A 17,986-nucleotide genomic window follows, 5' to 3' on the forward strand; every position below is an offset into this window, starting at 1 on the left:
CTGACCTCTTTGAATAAAACAGGCTTATTCGCGGAACAGCGCTTCGATATTCAGCCCCTGTGTCTGCAGAATTTCACGCAGACGACGCAGACCTTCAACCTGAATCTGACGCACGCGCTCGCGGGTCAGGCCAATCTCGCGGCCGACATCTTCCAGCGTAGCTGCTTCATACCCCAACAGACCAAAACGACGCGCCAGCACTTCTCGTTGTTTGGCGTTCAGTTCGAACAGCCATTTCACGATGCTTTGCTTCATATCATCGTCTTGCGTGGTGTCTTCCGGGCCGTTTTCATTTTCATCGGCCAGGATATCCAGCAGCGCTTTCTCAGAATCTCCGCCCAACGGCGTATCAACTGAAGTGATGCGTTCATTGAGACGCAGCATACGGCTTACGTCATCAACCGGCTTGTCCAGCTGTTCAGCTATCTCTTCCGCGCTCGGTTCATGGTCCAGCTTGTGGGACAGTTCACGCGCGGTACGCAGATAGACGTTCAGTTCTTTAACAATATGGATCGGCAGACGAATGGTACGGGTTTGGTTCATGATCGCCCGTTCAATGGTCTGACGGATCCACCAGGTGGCATAGGTTGAAAAACGGAACCCACGCTCCGGGTCGAATTTCTCTACGGCACGAATCAGCCCCAGGTTGCCCTCTTCAATCAGATCCAGCAGTGCCAGACCACGATTGCCGTAACGGCGGGCAATTTTCACCACCAGACGAAGGTTACTTTCAATCATCCGACGGCGTGAGGCAACGTCGCCACGCAGGGCACGACGTGCAAAATAAACTTCTTCTTCAGCGGTCAATAACGGAGAATAGCCGATCTCGCCTAAGTAAAGCTGAGTCGCATCGAGTACACGTTGAGTGGCACCTTGCGATAAGAGCTCTTCTTCCGCGAGTTCGTTGTCACTGGGTTCCTCTTCATTTAAGGCCTTCTCATCGAAAGCCTCTACTCCATTCTCATCAAATTCCGCGTCTTCATTTAAATCATGAACTTTCAGCGTATTCTGACTCATTTTAAGGTGGCTCCTACCCGTGATCCCCAGGCAATGCACCTTATCATGTCACTTTTCAGGCGACCTCTGCGGTCGCCGACGTCACCTGAAAGCGTTCATGTGAAGTACTTTGCCGACTTATCGCTGCGGTAAATACTGCAGCGGGTTGACGGATTTCCCCTTGTAACGAATTTCAAAATGCAAACGTGTTGAACTGGTTCCGGTGCTACCCATGGTAGCGATTTTCTGCCCCGCCTTGACGTCCTGTTGTTCCCGGACCAGCATTGTATCGTTATGAGCGTAGGCACTCAGGTAATCATCGTTGTGTTTGATGATAATAAGATTACCGTAACCGCGCAGTGCGTTACCGGCATAGACGACGCGCCCATCGGCGGTTGCGACGATTGCCTGTCCTTTACTGCCTGCAATATCGATACCTTTGTTGCCACCGTCGGTGCCGCTAAAGTTCTCGATTACCTTGCCGTCAGTTGGCCAGCGCCATGAAGAGATCGGCGAACTGGTTGAAGTACTGCTGGCAGTCGGTACGGTTGTGCTCGCAGTTGGTGCCGTTACAGGCGCTGTGACTGTCGTCGCAGGCTTGTTGTTAGGCAACATTTTGTTAGCACTTTGTTCACCTGAATCCTCAGAATACGTAATTGTCGGAGTCGACGCAACAACCGCGGTTGAATTTTGTGCAGGTTTTGAGACTAATCCGGAATTTCCGCTGCTGGCCTGTGCGCTGGCCATGGCGACAGGGTTATTGCCGGTAATCGGCTGACCTGAAGCGTTCCCCACCTGCAGAACCTGGCCGACATTCAGGGCGTACGGCGCCGCGACGTTGTTGCGCTGGGCCAGGTCACGGAAATCATTCCCGGTCACCCACGCGATGTAGAACAGCGTATCGCCATGCTTCACCGTGTAGGTGCTGCCGCCGGTATAGCTGCCTTTAGGAATGTCGCCATATTTACGGTTATAGACGATATGACCGTTCTGCATCTGCACCGGTTGTTCAGCAACAGGCTGCGCGACTTGCGGCTGCGCCTGCACCGGCTGGGTCTGAACCGGCTGTACCGGTTGAATCTGAGGCGTTGACTGCGCCGTGCTGCCCATTTTTGGCGGCGGCGTAATCAGCATGCCGGAGTTCGTGCTGCTGGAGCCTCCGCTGTTCACGGAGCTGACTGGCGCTGGTGTATTATTCGAAGAAGTACAACCGGCCAACCAAAGTGAAACCAGTGATAATGCCACAACACGATTGACGGTAAATTTAGGGCTTCCCGCGCTCATTTATCCCCCAGGAATAGGTTAACTGCCAGTGACTTAATACCGTGCAACGCAGGCGATGAACACTGGAAAACGTGTTCACCATACGCTGAATTTCGCTGAATACCCTCAGAAAAATCCGGGACTCAGGCCAGCTCCCCTTTTACCAGGGGAACGAAGCGAACAGCCTCAACGGTATCAATAATAAATTCGTCTCCCCGCCGATGAACGCGCTTGAGGTACTGGCGATCGTCGCCCACGGGTAAAACAAGGATACCGCCTTCGTCCAGCTGCGACATTAACGCAACCGGAATCTCCAGCGGTGCCGCCGTAACGATGATAGCGTCAAACGGGGCGCGTGCCTGCCACCCCTGCCAGCCATCGCCGTGGCGGGTCGATACATTATGTAAATCAAGCTGCTTCAGGCGACGCCGGGCGTGCCATTGCAGACTTTTTATCCGCTCAACGGAGCAGACATGATGCACCAGATGCGCCAGAATCGCCGTCTGATAGCCCGACCCGGTGCCAATCTCCAGCACCCGGGACCCCGGCGTCAGCTCCAGCAGCTCGGTCATGCGCGCCACCATATAGGGCTGCGAAATCGTCTGGCCCTGGCCTATCGGCAACGCGACGTTTTCCCACGCGCTATGTTCAAACGCTTCATCAATAAATTTATCGCGCGGAACCTGCGCCATCGCATCAAGCACCCGCTCATCGCGGATGCCCAGTTGACGAAGTTGGTTGAGCAGACTCTGGATACGTTTACTGACTACCATTGCGCATCGACCCTCGCCTGCTCCAACCAGCCGGTGACCACCTCATGCGCACTGTGCGCGGTGAGATCCACATGCAGCGGCGTCACCGATACGTAGCCCGCGTCCACCGCGGCAAAATCGGTATCCGGCCCGGCGTCGCATTTGTCGCCCGGCGGCCCAATCCAGTAGAGAGTATTACCGCGCGGATCCTGCTGTGGAATCACTTTATCCGCCGGATGGCGGCTGCCGCAGCGGGTCACGCGAATGCCTTTGATTTGGTCGAGCGGCAGGTCGGGCACGTTGACGTTGAGGATGCGCCCGGTGCGCAGCGGTTCACGGGCGAGCGCACGCAGCAGCGAGCAGGTCACCGCCGCGGCGGTCTCATAGTGCTGATGACCGTTTAGCGACACCGCGAGGGCGGGAAAGCCTAAATGGCGGCCCTCCATGGCGGCGGCAACCGTGCCAGAGTAGATCACGTCATCGCCCAGATTGGGGCCGGCATTAATGCCTGAAACCACGATATCCGGGCGCGGACGCATCAGCACATTGACGCCCAGATAGACGCAGTCGGTTGGCGTGCCCATCTGCACGGCAATGTCGCCGTTATCGAAAGTGAAGGTACGAAGCGAGGATTCCAGCGTCAACGAGTTCGACGCGCCGCTGCGGTTACGATCGGGTGCAACTACCTGAACCTCGGCAAATTCCCGCAAGGCTCTGGCCAGCGTCTGAATGCCTGGCGCATGGATCCCGTCATCGTTACTCAGCAATATTCGCATAATCACCTGTTGTATTGATAAGTTCCCTTACCACGCTGGTCGCGAAACTGCCCGCCGGCAGCCAGAAGCGCAGTTCGACGGTGACGTCGTCCCACCAGTTCCAGCTCAGCTGCTGCGGATAGAGCAGCATGGCGCGGCGCGCGGCTTCGACTTTTTCACGCTGCAGCAGCGACTGCAGCGCCGTCTCTTCAGCCAGCACGGTCTGTTCAAATTCCAGGGCGGTACGCTGTGTTCCCCAGTCGCCACTCCCAGGCAGCGCTGCGGTAATCATTAATTCACGCGCGTCGACGCGAGCCTGCAGTACGGCCTGCTCTTCATCGGTGGCAACAAACCAGCTGCCGCGTCCCGCTAATTGTAGCGCATCGCCGTCAACAACTTGATTAAAGTCCGGTTTTTTTAGGCGTTCGCTCACTATCTGATTAAACAACGCGCTGCGGGCCGCCGACAACCAAAAACTGCGTTTATTACGATCCCGCACCGGCGCGCCGCTTTCTGCCCAGCGCAGTGCGCCCAGCAGGTTACTGCCGCCAATGCCAAAACGCTGAGCGCCGAAGTAGTTCGGCACGCCGCGTTCGGCAATCGCCTGTAATCGTGTCTCGACGTCATCACGGCCGCTCACCTCACGCAGCACCAGCGTAAACTGGTTGCCTTTTAGCGCGCCTAAACGCAGCTTACGCTTATGACGCGCGTATTCCAGCACCTGACAGCCTTCCAGCTGAAACTGGCTTAAATCCGGCATCGTATTGCCCGGCACGCGCGCGCACAGCCACTGCTCGGTGACCGCATGCTTATCTTTCTGTCCGGCAAAGCTCACTTCGCGAGCATGTATTTTAAGGAATTTAGCCAGCGCGTCGGCAACAAAGCGGGTATTGCAGCCGTTTTTCAGGATGCGCACGAGAATGTGCTCGCCTTCACCGTCCGGCTCAAAACCTAAATCTTCAACCACCAGGAAATCTTCCGGGCTAGCTTTTAACTGCCCCGTTCCCTGCGGCTTGCCGTGCAGGTAGGTCAGTGCATCAAACTGAATCATGACGTCGCCTTTTGCAGCAGTGCGACCGCTTCGCAGGCAATGCCTTCACCGCGCCCGGTAAAACCCAGCTTCTCGGTGGTGGTCGCTTTAACGTTAACGTCATCCATATGGCAGTCGAGGTCTTCGGCAATAAACACGCGCATTTGCGGGATGTGCGGCAGCATTTTTGGCGCCTGGGCAATGATCGTGACATCAACATTGCCAAGCGTGTAGCCTTTGGCCTGCACGCGTTTCCACGCTTCGCGCAGCAGGGCGCGGCTGTCCGCGCCTTTAAAGGCGGGATCGGTGTCCGGGAACAGTTTGCCGATATCGCCCAGCGCCGCCGCGCCCAGCAGGGCGTCGGTCAACGCGTGCAGCGCAACGTCGCCATCGGAGTGCGCCAGCAGCCCTTTTTCGTACGGGATGCGCACGCCGCCAATGATAATCGGGCCTTCGCCGCCAAAGGCGTGTACGTCAAAACCGTGTCCAATTCGCATTATGCATTCTCCGGGTTACCCGAGCGGGTGAGGTAAAATTCAGCGAGCGCCAGATCTTCCGGGCGGGTCACCTTAATATTATCAGCACGTCCGGCAATCAACTCGGGATGAAAGCCGCAATATTCTAATGCCGACGCTTCGTCGGTAATCGACGCGCCTTCGTTCAGCGCGCGGGTCAAGCAATCCAGTAACAGTTCGCGCGGGAAAAACTGCGGCGTCAGCGCATGCCACAGATCGTTACGATCGACAGTGTGCGCAATCGCAGCTTTCCCCGGCTCGGCGCGCTTCATGGTATCGCGCACCGGCGCGGCCAGAATACCGCCGACCCGGCTGGTTTCGCTTAAGCTGAGCAGACGCGCCAGATCGTCCTGATGCAGACACGGACGGGCCGCGTCGTGTACCAGCACCCATTGCGCATCATCAATCGCACGCAGGCCCGCCAGCACGGAATCCGCGCGCTCAGCGCCGCCTTCAACGACGGTAATCTGGGGATGTTGCGCAAGAGGCAGCTGCGCGAAGCGTTCGTCTCCGGCAGAGACGGCGATAATCACCCGCTGGACGCGGGCGTTAGCCAGCAGCGCATCCACCGAGTGTTCAAGAATCGTTTTGTTACCGATTGAGAGATATTGTTTTGGGCAGTCCGTTTGCATGCGGCGGCCAAATCCGGCTGCCGGCACCACGGCGCATACGCCCGGAAAAGTCACGGCCATGTCGTCATCCTGGGACTGATTATCGATTAGTTTGCGTTTGCCCCGCGCCCTGCGTGCGTTTAGACGCATCCGGAACCAGACGATAGAACGTTTCGCCCGGACGGGTCATGCTGAGTTCATTACGTGCGCGTTCCTCAATCGCTTCCTGGCCGCCATTAAGGTCATCAATTTCGGCGAAAAGCTGATCGTTGCGCGCTTTTAATTTTGCGTTGGTTGTTTGTTGTACGGATACATCATCACGGACTCGGCTGAAGTCATGCAGACCGTTCTTTCCGAACCACAGCGAATATTGTAGCCAGACCAGCAAAGCCAGTAATAGCAGCGTTAATTTACCCATCCTGCCCCCTGAAAAACGGCTCTATCATCCCATAACTTGCCGTCATACTCCACTCCGGCCGCAGGCGATACCGCATATCGCCGGAAATGTACCACATTTCCCTTGCCTATTGGCGTGGAATCCGCCGCCGCTGAACCCTCATACGAAGGTATTAACTCATAATCCACATGAATAGCAAACCACACAGGAGGGCGACAGTCAGTAGCGTTGCAACAATGGTGTAACCTAACTTGCCTTTCACCAGCGAGTGAAACGCAACGCCAACCACCACCGCGACGGGCATCAGAGCAAGGAAAAAAGGCCAGGTGTAGAGGAAAAAGAACAGCGTGTTATTGCCGTAATGCAGATAGGGGATACCCAGCGCCATCAACCACGCCACAAAGCCGACAAAAGCCCCTGACAAAGACCAGGTGGTTTCATCATAAGCAGAGGCTAGTGACTCGGGCTGGGCCACGTTGATGTTCTGAGTGTTACGCATAAATAATCCTGTTAGGTCGGAGCAGGCAAACTCCGACACGTTTTCAGGATCTGATAATATCGCTCTGCCTCAGTAGATCTAATAATTGCGCAACCAAATTTGTTACTAATTGTTCACCGTCCAGGTGGATCGCAGGCTGCTCGGGTGATTCATACGATGAATCAATTCCGGTGAAATTACGCAACTCTCCGGCGCGCGCTTTTTTATACAGCCCTTTCGGATCGCGGGCTTCGCAAGTTGCCAGCGGCGTATCGACAAAGACTTCAAAGAAGCGATCGTCCCCTACGCGTTCACGCACCATCTGCCGTTCGGCGCGATGAGGCGAGATAAATGCGGTCAATACCACCAGCCCGGCATCCACCATCAGTTTCGCCACTTCGCCGACGCGGCGAATATTTTCTTTACGGTCTGCATCGGTAAAGCCGAGATCGCTGCACAGCCCGTGGCGCACATTATCGCCATCAAGCAAATAGGTGCTTACACCAAGCTCATGCAGCGCCTCTTCCAGCGCCCCGGCCACGGTGGATTTACCCGAGCCCGAAAGCCCGGTAAACCACAGCACAACCCCACGGTGACCGTGGAGTTGTTCACGCTGCTGCGCGGTGACGGGATGGGCATGCCAGACGACGTTTTCGTCATGTGCCGCCATTACTTGCCTCCCAGCAAATCGCGCGCGCCCCAATGCGGGAAGTGTTTGCGCACCAACGCATTCAGCTCAAGTTCAAAAGCGCTGAACTCTGAATTCACCACCGCATCCTCGGTATTCGGTTCACGCACCATGCCCGCACCGACGGTCACGTTGCTTAAGCGGTCAATAAAGATCAGGCCGCCGGTGACCGGGTTTTCCTGATATTTATCGAGCACCAGCGGCTCATCAAAAGTCAGATCCACCAGGCCGATACCGTTCAGCGGCAGCGCGTCCACTTCACGCTGGGTGAGGTTATTGATATCAACCTGATACTGAATGCCATCGACGCGGGCGCGGGTTTTCTTACCGGCGACTTTAATATCATAGCTTTGCCCTGCCGCCAGCGGCTGCTCGGCCATCCACACCACGTCAACGGAAGCGCGTTGCACCGTCGGCAGCGCGTCCTGTGCGTCAAGCAGCAGGTCGCCACGGCTGATGTCGATTTCATCTTTCAGTACCAGCGTGATGGCTTCGCCTGCCGCCGCTTCCTGCAGATCGCCGTCAAAGGTCACGATGCGCGCCACGGTAGACTCTACGCCTGACGGCAGCACCTTAATGCGCTGGCCGACCTTCACGGTGCCGGAAGCCAGCGTGCCGGAGAAACCGCGGAAATCGAGGTTCGGGCGGTTCACGTACTGAACCGGGAAACGCATCGGTTGGGTATCCACCGTACGACGGATTTCCACCGTCTCCAGCACTTCCAGCAGCGTCGGGCCGCTGTACCACGGCAGCTTGTCGCTGTTGCTGGCAACGTTATCGCCTTCCAGCGCGGACAGCGGGACGAAGCGAATATCGAGGTTGCCCGGCAGCTGCTCGGCAAAGGTCAGATACTCTTCGCGAATGCGGTTAAAGGTCTCTTCGCTGTAGCCGACGAGATCCATTTTATTGACAGCCACCACCAGATGCTTGATGCCCAGCAGTGTGGAAATAAAGCTGTGACGACGGGTCTGATCCAGTACGCCTTTACGCGCGTCGATCAGCAAAATCGCCAGGTCGCAGGTCGACGCGCCGGTGGCCATGTTACGGGTGTACTGCTCGTGCCCCGGGGTGTCAGCGATAATAAATTTACGCTTCTCGGTGGAGAAATAGCGGTACGCCACGTCGATGGTGATGCCCTGCTCGCGCTCGGCCTGCAGGCCGTCCACCAGCAACGCCAGATCGAGCTTCTCGCCCTGGGTGCCGTGACGCTTGCTGTCATTGTGCAGCGACGACAGCTGGTCCTCGTAAATCTGACGAGTATCGTGCAGCAGGCGGCCAATCAGCGTACTTTTGCCGTCATCCACGCTGCCGCAGGTCAGAAAACGCAGCAGTCTTTTGTGCTGCTGAGCGTGCAGATACGCTTCAACGCCGCCTTCATCGGCAATTTGTTGTGCAATAGTGGTGTTCATGGCGGCTCCTTAGAAATAACCCTGACGTTTTTTAAGCTCCATGGAGCCGGCCTGGTCGCGGTCAATCACGCGTCCCTGGCGTTCACTGGTGGTCGAGACCAGCATCTCTTCGATAATTTCCGGCAGCGTTTGCGCGTCGGACTCTACCGCGCCGGTCAGCGGCCAGCATCCCAGGGTACGGAAACGCACCATGCGTTTTTTGATCACTTCACCAGGCTGCAAATCAATACGATCGTCATCGATCATCATCAGCATGCCGTCACGTTCCAGCACCGGGCGCTCAGCGGCCAGGTACAGCGGAACAATTTCGATGTTTTCCAGGTAGATATACTGCCAGATATCCAGCTCGGTCCAGTTAGAGAGCGGGAAGACGCGGATGCTTTCACCTTTGTTGATCTGGCCGTTGTAGTTGTGCCACAGCTCCGGACGCTGGTTTTTCGGATCCCAGCGGTGGAAGCGGTCGCGGAAGGAGTAAATACGCTCTTTGGCGCGAGATTTCTCTTCATCGCGACGCGCGCCGCCGAACGCGGCATCAAAACCGTATTTGTTCAGCGCCTGCTTCAGCCCTTCAGTTTTCATAATGTCGGTGTGCTTGGCGCTACCGTGGACAAACGGATTGATCCCCATCGCCACCCCTTCCGGGTTTTTATGCACCAGCAGTTCGCAGCCATAGGCTTTCGCGGTACGGTCGCGGAACTCGTACATTTCGCGGAACTTCCAGCCAGTGTCAACGTGCAGCAGCGGGAACGGCAGCGTACCCGGATAAAACGCCTTGCGCGCCAGATGCAGCATTACGCTGGAATCTTTGCCGATGGAGTACATCATCACCGGATTAGAGAATTCGGCGGCCACCTCACGGATGATATGGATGCTTTCCGCCTCCAGTTGCCGCAGGTGAGTAAGTCGTTTTTGGTCCATAACCGTTCCTTAAGCCTGATTCATTGCACGTCTGTTGTGTTGAGGGCCGATCTTGTCGTTGGCGCTTATTGGGTTGTTGCTGCGGGGTCGTGCTACAACTCGCTAACAATCAGCAATAGAGGGACTATAGGGGTAGGTTTAGACCAAATGAAATTACGAAAAGGAATGAGTAGTTACTCAAAGGAATAACGCGCTGGAAAAGCAAATATCAAAAAGTGCTTAACATGCTATTTTTCGGGCATTTAAGAGCTTTTGAAATTGTGTAATGAAAACCACAGTTTCATACTAAGCGCGTCTATTTTTTTGCTCTGTTGTAAGGACTTCCTATGTTCTCCGCATTGCGCCACTGCATGGCAGCCCTGGCGCTCGGCGTATGCTTCTCCCTCCCGGCACAGGCCGCCGCTTCGTCACTGGGCACCATCGCCAATACGCAGGCTCGCTATATTGCCACCTATTTCCCCGGACGCATTACCGGCACGCCCGCTGAAATGCTCTCCGCCGACTATATTCGTCAGCAGTTTGCGCAAATGGGTTACCAGAGCGATATCCGTACCTTTAACAGCCGCTATATCTACACCAGCAAAGATAACCGAAAAAACTGGCATAACGTGGTCGGCAGTACGGTTATCGCGGCGCATGAAGGGAAATCCAGCCAGCAGATTATTATCATGGCGCATCTCGACACCTACGCGCCGCACAGCGACAGCGACGTCGAACAGAATCTCGGCGGTCTGACGCTTCAGGGCATCGACGATAACGCACTGGGCCTCGGCGTAATGCTGGAACTGGCGGAACGTTTTAAAAATATTCCCACAGAGTATGGCATCCGTTTTATCGCTACCAGCGGTGAAGAAGAGGGAAAACTCGGCGCTGAGAATTTACTTAAGCGCATGAGCAGCGCGGAAAAGAAAAATACGCTGCTGGTCATTAACCTCGATAACCTGGTCGTCGGCGACAAACTCTATTTTAACAGCGGCGTCAAAACTCCGGCCTCGGTGCGCAAGTTAACCCGCGACCGGGCGCTGACCCTGGCCCACAGCCGCGGCATTGCTGCCGCCACCAACCCAGGCCTCAATCCGCAATACCCGCAGGGTACTGGTTGCTGCAACGATGCCGAAGTCTTCGACCAGGCGGGTATCCCGGTACTCTCCGTCGAAGCCACCAACTGGTCGCTTGGCAAAAAGGACGGCTACCAGCAGCGCGCGAAAAGCGCCAGCTTCCCGGACGGCACCAGCTGGCATAACGCGCAACTCGACAACCAGCAATATATTGATAAAGCGCTGCCGGGGCGTATTGAGCGCCGTAGCCGTGAAGTGGTCAGAGTGATGATGCCGCTGATGCGAGAGCTGGCGAAGGCAAAAACGCACGGCTGATACCCTCAAGGTCAGGCAGCCCGCCTGACCTTTACCGCATTACACCGTGGGGATCGTTCCGCCATCAATAACGTACTCACTGCCGGTAATCGAACCGGCTCGCTCAGACGCCAGGAAAGCAATCAGGTTCGCCACCTCTTCCGGCGCTGACGGACGACCAAGCGCAATACCGCCCAGCGAATCCATAATGATCTTTTTACTGTCCTCGTAATCGATTCCTTTCTCAGCAGCCAGCCGCTCGGCAAAGCGTACGGCGGCCTCGGTTTCAATCCATCCAGGCGCTACCGTCAAAACACGAACGCCTTTTGGCGACACTTCTTTGGAGAGGCTTTTGCTGTAGGTGGATAGCGCAGCTTTCGCTGCCGCGTAGGCCGTAGTGGACTCCGGTAAAGGCAAGGTACGCTGAATAGACGAGACGTGAACGACCACACCCTGCCCGTTAGCCACCATCGCAGGCAGCAGCAGGCGATCCAGACGGACGGCGGGATAGAGGTTCAACACCAGCTCCTGTTGCCAGATATCATCGCTGAGCACGGCGTAGCCTCCGGCCGGTGACGACGAGCCGCCAAGCATATGGACGACAATATCAACACCGCCAAGCTGCGTCTGTACAGCATCAGCCAACGCCACACAGCCCTCCGCGGTTGTGAGGTCAACGGCGACAAAAAGCGCATCGCTATGGGCCTCCGGTTGATGTCTGGCACAGGTCATCACCCGCGCGCCCTGCGCTAAAAATAGCGCCACCGTCGCCGCGCCTGCGCCTTTGGTCCCCGACGTGACCAGCACACGTTTTCCCTCAAGACCCAGAAAGCTCGGCATAACCAATCTCCAGTTCAACAATACTGTCTTTTAGCAGACGGAAATCGTAGTCCAGCACAACAGGGCTACCCGGGAAGTTGCCGCTAACGTTGGCACGAATCGTCACGATGTCGCCACGTGCAAACATATCGAATGGTTCAGAGACAAAATCATACTGTTCTCTGGAAGCGACCCGCCATGCGCGGATAGCCGTGCGGCCGGTATAGGTATTCCCCTCATCTTTGACCACCGCATATTCCGCAAAGGCACTCATCGCCGTGTCGAGACTTTCTTCATTAAAGAAATGCTGTATTGCCGTTGGCATATTCATGCTGCCGCTCCTTTCAATAAACGTTACGGGTTTACTGTAAGGATCCGCTATAGTTTAAACAATCAGGACAAATGTTGATGAAGTGATGAAGGAAACGGGATAATGTCGCGCGTTGCGCTCACTGATTTAGAAGCCGTCATGGCGATTGCCCGTCGTGGAACTTTCCGCGCGGCGGCGGTCGATTTGGGTGTTTCCACCACGGCGCTGAGCCACACGATTGCCAAATTTGAGTCCGGGCTTGGCGTCCGGCTGTTTAACCGCACCACCCGTAGCGTCAGCCTGACCGATGCCGGTCGCCTGTTTATTGATAACGTCGGCCCTTCGCTTCAGGGGGTTTATGATGCCCTGGAGGTCGTTCGCGCCCGCCGCGAAACGCCGTCGGGGCTGCTGCGAATTAATACTCCGCCCTTTGCCGCGCGCACCATTCTCTCTTCGCTGGTGCTGAAGTTTCTGCAGCGCTATCCCGAAATGCAGGTCGATATTGTCACCGATGGTCGCCTGATTGATATCGTGGCGGAAGGCTTTGATATGGGCGTCCGTGTGGCGAAGCTTATTCCCAATGACATGATTGCCATTTCATTAGGCCAGCCGCAGCGTCACGCTATCGTCGCTTCGCCTCAGTATCTTAAAGAACAGGGCAGCCCTGAAACACCGCTCGATCTTCTCCATCACGCCTGCATTCGCGTCAGGCTGCCCGACGGTACGATTTACCGCTGGCACCTGGAAAACGCCGGAGAGGTTGTGCAGGTGGATGTTCAAGGGCGACTTACGCTTGATGAGGCCTCTTTAGCGCGGATTGCCGTGCTGGAAGGCGCCGGGATTGGCTGCTTTCTGGAGCAGGATGTGGTGGAGGATATTGCAGCAGGTCGTTTGGTTCGCCTGCTCAACGACTGGACACCACCCTTCCCCGGCCTGTGTATTTACTACCCCGGGCGTCGCAACCCGTCCGCCGGGCTTGCCGCCTTTCTGGAAATGGCGAGGGAATTAGGTCGCCAGCAGGCTTAATATCGCGCAACAGAGGGCCCGCTGCGCGATAAATTCATTACCCTTCGTGCAGCCCGCACTCACGCTTCAGCCCGAAGAACCGCGTCTCTTCTTCCGCCATGCCCGGCTCCCATTTGCGGGTGGTGTGCGTATCGCCAACCGACAGATAGCCCTGATCCCACAGCGGATGGTATTTCAGACCGTGCTTTTGCAGATACTGGTAAACGGTACGGTTATCCCAATCGATAATCGGCAGCACTTTAAACACGCCGCGCTGAATCGCCAGCACCGGCAGCGTAGCACGGCTACCTGACTGCTCGCGGCGCAGGCCGGCAAACCAGGTCTGCGCGTTTAACTCCTTGAGCGCCCGGTTCATCGGCTCGACCTTGTTGATGTCATTGTATTTCTCAATGCCTTCAACGCCCTGCTCCCACAGTTTGCCGTAACGCGCTTCCTGCCAGGCAGCGCTCTCTTTGGCGCGATAGACCTGGAGATTAAGTTTGAGTTTGTCCGTTAACTCATCAATAAACTGGTAGGTTTCCGGGAACAGGTAGCCGGTATCGGTGAGGATCACCGGGATATTCGGGCGAATCTGATTCACCAGATGCAGACTCACCGCCGCCTGGATACCAAAGCTTGAGGAGAGCACGTATTCGCCGGGCAGGTTTTCCAGCGCCCAGGCCACGCGATCCTCAGCGCTCAGTTTTTCCAGTTCAGCGTTGGTTTCGGCCAGCGCCAGTACGCGATCGACTTTTGGCAGGTCGTTCAGGGCGTTTAGATCGAGTTTGGACATATGGACCTCGTTTGTGTGTTTCCCCTCACCCTGGCCCTCTCCCCAAAGGGGCGAGGGAGAAAACCGAGCGGTCCCCTCTCCCCTGCGGGGAGAGGGTTAGGGTGAGGGGGGACGGTGTTATTCCCAGAAATCACGCGCTGGATCGAGCACCGGGCGAATGATGCCCGCACGCACCGTAAAGTCGCCGAAGCCTTCACCCGCTTCGCGCTCTTTCGCCCAGCGCCCAACCAGTTCGTCAACAGAATCGAGAATTTCTGATTCCGTAATATTTTCGCGATACATACGCGGAATACGCGTCCCCATGCGGTTGCCGCCCAGATGCATGTTGTAGCGACCCGGCGCTTTGCCCACCAGCCCCAGCTCCGCCAGCATCGCGCGGCCACAGCCGTTCGGGCAGCCGGTCACGCGCATCACAATATGCTCGTCCGGGATGCCGTGTTTTTCCAGAATCGCCTCGACTTTGTCCGTGAACGATGGCAGGAAACGCTCGGCTTCGGCCATCGCCAGCGGGCAGGTCGGGAACGACACGCAGGCCATCGAGTTTTCGCGCTGCGGTTTCACCGCATTCATCAACCCGTGGTCGCGCGCCAGCTTCTCGATCTTCGCTTTCTGGCTTTCCGGCACGCTGGCGATGATCAGGTTCTGGTTAGCGGTGATACGGAAATCGCCTTTGTGGATCTTCGCGATCTCCAGCAGGCCGGTTTTCAGCGGACGTCCCGGGTAATCCAGGATACGACCGTTTTCGATAAACAGCGTCAGGTGCCAGTTGTTGTCGATCCCTTTCACCCAACCGATGCGATCACCGCGACCGGTAAACTCATACGGACGGATCGGCTCGAATTTGATCCCCGCGCGACGCTCAACTTCTTCTTTGAACGTGTCGACACCGACGCGCTCAAGCGTGTATTTGGTTTTCGCATTTTTACGGTCGGTACGGTTCCCCCAGTCACGCTGGGTCGTCACCACCGCTTCCGCTACCGCCAGGGTATGCTCAAGCGGCAGGAAGCCGAACTCGCTGGCCGTACGCGCGTAGGTTTTCTTATTACCGTGCTCAATAGACAGACCGCCGCCAACCAGCAGGTTAAAGCCCACCAGCTTGCCATTTTCGGCAATCGCCACGAAGTTCATGTCGTTGGCGTGCAGATCGATATCGTTCTGCGGCGGGATCACCACCGTGGTTTTAAATTTACGCGGTAGATAGGTTGCGCCGAGGATCGGTTCTTCGTCGGTGGTCGCGACCTTCTCCTGATCGAGCCAGATCTCCGCATAGGCGCGAGTGCGCGGCAGCAGATGTTCAGAGATCTTTTTCGCCCACTCGTAGGCTTCCGCGTGCAGCTGCGACTCATACGGGTTGGAGGTGCACAGCACGTTACGGTTCATGTCGTTGGCGGTCGCCAGCGCATCCAACCCCACCGAATGCAGCATCTGATGCACCGGTTTGACATTCTTCTTCAGAATACCGTGGAACTGGAAGGTCTGACGGTTGGTCAGACGGATGCTGCCGTAAATCGTGTTGTCAGCGGCGAATTTGTCGATCGCCTTCCACTGGGTGGTGGTGATCACTCCGCCCGGCAGACGGCAACGCAGCAGCATCGCGTGACGCGGCTCCAGCTTCTGCTCGGCGCGCTCGGCACGAATATCACGGTCATCCTGCTGGTACATGCCGTGGAAACGGATCAGCAGGAAGTTATCGCCGTGGAAGCCGCCGGTCAGGCCGTCATTCAGGTCTTCCGCGATGGTGCCGCGCAGGAAATTACTTTCACGCTTCATGCGCTCGGCGTCAGTCAGTTTGCCTTCGACCACTAAAGGCCCTGGGTGTTTTTCGCTCATTAGTAGACATCTCGCTGATAACGGCGCTCGACGCGCAGCTCACTTAAAAATTCATCCGCCGCTTCGATGTCCATTGCACCGAACTCAGCAATCACTTCCAGCAACGCCTGCTCAACGTCTTTCGCCATGCGATTGGCGTCGCCGCAGACATAAATGTGGGCACCGTCATTAATCCAGCGCCACAGCTCTGCGCCCTGTTCGCGCAGTTTGTCTTGTACGTAGATTTTTTCTTTTTGATCGCGTGACCAGGCCAGATCGATCCGGCTCAGCACGCCTTCTTTCACGTAACGCTGCCATTCAACCTGATAAAGGAAATCTTCGGTGAAGTGCGGGTTACCGAAGAACAGCCAGTTCTTACCTTCCGCACCATCGGCGGCGCGCTGCTGCATAAAGGCGCGGAACGGCGCGATACCCGTACCAGGGCCAATCATAATCACCGGAGTCTGCGGATTCGCCGGCAGGCGAAAATTATCGTTGTGCTCAATGAACACGCGCACTTCGCCCTCTTCTTCCACGCGGTCGGCGAGGAAGCTGGAAGCACCACCCGCGCGGGCGCGGCCTTCAATATCGTAGCGCACGACGCCGACGGTTACGTGCACTTCGCTTTCGACTTCCGCCTGTGAAGAGGCAATAGAGTACAGACGCGGCGTCAGCGGACGCAACAGGCCGATTAATGCTTCAGCGTCGAGCTGCGCCGGGGAGAAACGCACCATATCGACGATAGGCGTGGTGGCTGCATATTGCTGCAACTGCGTTTTATCGCCCACCAGCGGCAGCAGAGACTCGCTGCGCGTCAGCGTAGCGTAGTTCTCCACGATATTCGCGGTGTTGACCGTCAGTTCGAAGTGCCACTGCAGCGCTTCGGCCAGCGGCAGGGTTTTGCCGTTGACGGTAACGGGCTCGTCACCTTTCAGCCACAGCAGCTCCACCAGCTCTTGCACCAGCGCAGGATCATTCTGATACCACACGCCCAGCGCGTCGCCTGGCTGATAGCGCAGGCCAGAATCGCCGAGGTCAATTTCAATATGGCGGACGTCTTTTTCAGAATCGCGGCCGGTGATTTTCTGGTTGACCGACAGCGACGCCGACAGTGGCGCTTCTTTGGTGTACGGACTGGAGTGAATGTCGTTCACCGCCCCGCTTGCTGCCGCCTGCACGGAAGGTGCAGCCGGCGCGCGGGCTTTCAGCACCTCAACCAGACGCGCACGCCATTCCGCCGCGGCGGCCTGGTACTCCACGTCTGCATCGACGCGGTCGAGCAGGCGCTCACCGCCCAGCTCGGCCAGCTTGCTGTCAAAGTCTTTCCCAGCCTGGCAGAAAAACTCATAGGAAGTATCGCCAAGGCCCAGCACCGCAAAGGCAGTATCGGTCAGCTTCGGCGCTTTTTTCGAGAACAAGAATTTATGCAGCGCTACCGCTTCTTCCGGCGTTTCCCCTTCACCCTGCGTAGAGGTCACGATCACCAGCAGCTTTTCCGACGCGATTTGTTTGAATTTATAATCCCCGGCGTTCACCAGGTTCACGTTCAGTTTGGCGGCCAGCAGATCGTCACGCAGCGCTTCCGCAACGCGGCGGGCATTGCCGGTCTGCGAGGCGGAAATCAGCGTAATGGCCGGGACTTCGACGGCAGCCGGTGCGGCAGAAACGGCCGCAGCGCCAGGCTGCTGATTAAGCACGCCCCAAAAATAGCCGGAAACCCAGGCAAGCTGGGTGGGTGATAAATCAGTAGTGGCCGCCTGAAGGCGCGCTAACTGCTCCGGATTAAGCGGGAGCAAAGCTGAAGGGGGAGACTGTGTTGTCATGCGTTGTTATGTTCCAGTAGCAAAGCTGTTTCTAATCAGAAAAAACAAAACTGAATGTAAGGTTAACGACGTGGATAATAACAATTAAAGAAGGGATAGAAATATCAAATAACCAAATGGACTAACCTCTTTTCCTGGTAGTTAATAGCAATAAAACAGGTTAAATAACCTATTGATATAAATGGATAATAATTATCATCGTGCACAATTATTGTCCTCTTTGCCCATTTGGCGGTTTTAGTTAATGCAGAAAAATGTGCATT

The 17,986-nt window shown here is 56.4% G+C and carries 19 protein-coding genes; 2 read left to right on the forward strand and 17 right to left on the reverse strand.

Annotation, left to right across the window (positions count from 1 at the left end; translation table 11 throughout):
• Positions 1-24: 24 nt before the first annotated feature.
• The 12 genes from rpoS to cysD all read right to left on the reverse strand — a co-directional run bounded on the left by rpoS (position 25) and on the right by cysD (position 9,812).
• Positions 25-1,017: an RNA polymerase sigma factor RpoS gene (rpoS, locus tag ACW14G_RS06995; RefSeq protein ID WP_106926080.1), complete on the reverse strand. Its 993-nt coding sequence runs from the start codon at positions 1,015-1,017 to the stop codon at positions 25-27.
• Between the two features lie 117 nt (positions 1,018-1,134).
• The gene (gene nlpD / locus ACW14G_RS07000; RefSeq protein WP_163446287.1) at positions 1,135-2,280 is read right to left on the reverse strand and encodes a murein hydrolase activator NlpD; all 1,146 of its coding nucleotides are present in this window, start codon (positions 2,278-2,280) and stop codon (positions 1,135-1,137) included.
• A gap of 122 nt (positions 2,281-2,402) precedes the next feature.
• On the reverse strand, positions 2,403-3,032 hold the full coding sequence (locus ACW14G_RS07005) for a protein-L-isoaspartate(D-aspartate) O-methyltransferase (protein ID WP_249022835.1): 630 nt from the start codon (positions 3,030-3,032) through the stop codon (positions 2,403-2,405).
• On the reverse strand, positions 3,026-3,787 hold the full coding sequence (gene surE, locus ACW14G_RS07010; RefSeq protein ID WP_249022834.1) for a 5'/3'-nucleotidase SurE: 762 nt from the start codon (positions 3,785-3,787) through the stop codon (positions 3,026-3,028). The genes ACW14G_RS07005 and surE overlap by 7 nt, the downstream gene beginning before the upstream one ends.
• Positions 3,768-4,817 carry a tRNA pseudouridine(13) synthase TruD gene (gene truD, locus ACW14G_RS07015; protein ID WP_163446289.1) on the reverse strand — a complete coding sequence of 350 codons (1,050 nt, stop codon included), beginning with the start codon at positions 4,815-4,817 and terminating at the stop codon, positions 3,768-3,770. The genes surE and truD overlap by 20 nt, the downstream gene beginning before the upstream one ends.
• Entirely contained in the window at positions 4,814-5,293 is a 480-nt protein-coding gene (gene ispF / locus ACW14G_RS07020; RefSeq protein WP_249022833.1) for a 2-C-methyl-D-erythritol 2,4-cyclodiphosphate synthase, read from the reverse strand. The genes truD and ispF overlap by 4 nt, the downstream gene beginning before the upstream one ends.
• Positions 5,293-6,003, reverse strand: a complete 711-nt coding sequence (gene ispD / locus ACW14G_RS07025; protein ID WP_167575142.1) for a 2-C-methyl-D-erythritol 4-phosphate cytidylyltransferase — start codon at positions 6,001-6,003, stop codon at positions 5,293-5,295. Before ispD ends, ispF begins: the two co-directional genes overlap by 1 nt.
• 19 nt (positions 6,004-6,022) lie before the next feature.
• Complete coding sequence (ftsB, locus tag ACW14G_RS07030; RefSeq protein WP_163446291.1) at positions 6,023-6,340, reverse strand: cell division protein FtsB; 318 nt, start codon at positions 6,338-6,340, stop codon at positions 6,023-6,025.
• A 151-nt stretch (positions 6,341-6,491) separates the two neighbouring features.
• Positions 6,492-6,818, reverse strand: a complete 327-nt coding sequence (locus tag ACW14G_RS07035; RefSeq protein WP_163446292.1) for a DUF3561 family protein — start codon at positions 6,816-6,818, stop codon at positions 6,492-6,494.
• A gap of 43 nt (positions 6,819-6,861) precedes the next feature.
• The gene (gene cysC / locus ACW14G_RS07040; RefSeq protein ID WP_163446293.1) at positions 6,862-7,467 is read right to left on the reverse strand and encodes an adenylyl-sulfate kinase; all 606 of its coding nucleotides are present in this window, start codon (positions 7,465-7,467) and stop codon (positions 6,862-6,864) included.
• Positions 7,467-8,894: a sulfate adenylyltransferase subunit CysN gene (gene cysN, locus ACW14G_RS07045; RefSeq protein ID WP_455648550.1), complete on the reverse strand. Its 1,428-nt coding sequence runs from the start codon at positions 8,892-8,894 to the stop codon at positions 7,467-7,469. Before cysN ends, cysC begins: the two co-directional genes overlap by 1 nt.
• Positions 8,895-8,903: 9 nt before the next feature.
• Positions 8,904-9,812, reverse strand: coding sequence for a sulfate adenylyltransferase subunit CysD (cysD, locus tag ACW14G_RS07050; protein WP_064543103.1), 909 nt, complete (start codon positions 9,810-9,812; stop codon positions 8,904-8,906).
• Between the two features lie 326 nt (positions 9,813-10,138).
• Between cysD and ACW14G_RS07055 the strand changes: the two genes are divergently transcribed.
• Positions 10,139-11,185, forward strand: coding sequence for an aminopeptidase (locus ACW14G_RS07055; protein ID WP_167575140.1), 1,047 nt, complete (start codon positions 10,139-10,141; stop codon positions 11,183-11,185).
• Positions 11,186-11,224: 39 nt separating this feature from the next.
• Here ACW14G_RS07055 and ACW14G_RS07060 read toward each other — a convergent pair whose 3' ends face one another.
• A complete protein-coding gene (locus ACW14G_RS07060) occupies positions 11,225-12,004 on the reverse strand; it encodes an SDR family oxidoreductase (protein WP_249022831.1) in 780 nt (259 codons plus the stop codon).
• Positions 11,982-12,308, reverse strand: a complete 327-nt coding sequence (locus tag ACW14G_RS07065) for a nuclear transport factor 2 family protein (RefSeq protein WP_419057976.1) — start codon at positions 12,306-12,308, stop codon at positions 11,982-11,984. Before ACW14G_RS07065 ends, ACW14G_RS07060 begins: the two co-directional genes overlap by 23 nt.
• A 108-nt stretch (positions 12,309-12,416) precedes the next feature.
• Here ACW14G_RS07065 and ACW14G_RS07070 point away from each other — a divergent pair, with 108 nt between their 5' ends.
• A complete protein-coding gene (locus ACW14G_RS07070; RefSeq protein WP_249022829.1) occupies positions 12,417-13,319 on the forward strand; it encodes a LysR family transcriptional regulator in 903 nt (300 codons plus the stop codon).
• A gap of 37 nt (positions 13,320-13,356) precedes the next feature.
• Here the strand turns inward: ACW14G_RS07070 and cysH are convergent, their stop codons facing one another.
• The 3 genes from cysH to cysJ form a co-directional block, all read right to left on the reverse strand.
• Positions 13,357-14,091, reverse strand: a complete 735-nt coding sequence (gene cysH, locus ACW14G_RS07075; RefSeq protein WP_249022828.1) for a phosphoadenosine phosphosulfate reductase — start codon at positions 14,089-14,091, stop codon at positions 13,357-13,359.
• Between the two features lie 117 nt (positions 14,092-14,208).
• Positions 14,209-15,921 carry an assimilatory sulfite reductase (NADPH) hemoprotein subunit gene (cysI, locus tag ACW14G_RS07080; protein WP_249022827.1) on the reverse strand — a complete coding sequence of 571 codons (1,713 nt, stop codon included), beginning with the start codon at positions 15,919-15,921 and terminating at the stop codon, positions 14,209-14,211.
• Positions 15,921-17,723: an NADPH-dependent assimilatory sulfite reductase flavoprotein subunit gene (cysJ, locus tag ACW14G_RS07085; protein ID WP_163446300.1), complete on the reverse strand. Its 1,803-nt coding sequence runs from the start codon at positions 17,721-17,723 to the stop codon at positions 15,921-15,923. Before cysJ ends, cysI begins: the two co-directional genes overlap by 1 nt.
• Positions 17,724-17,986: the final 263 nt, after the last annotated feature.

Source organism: Kluyvera sp., assembly GCF_965301105.1.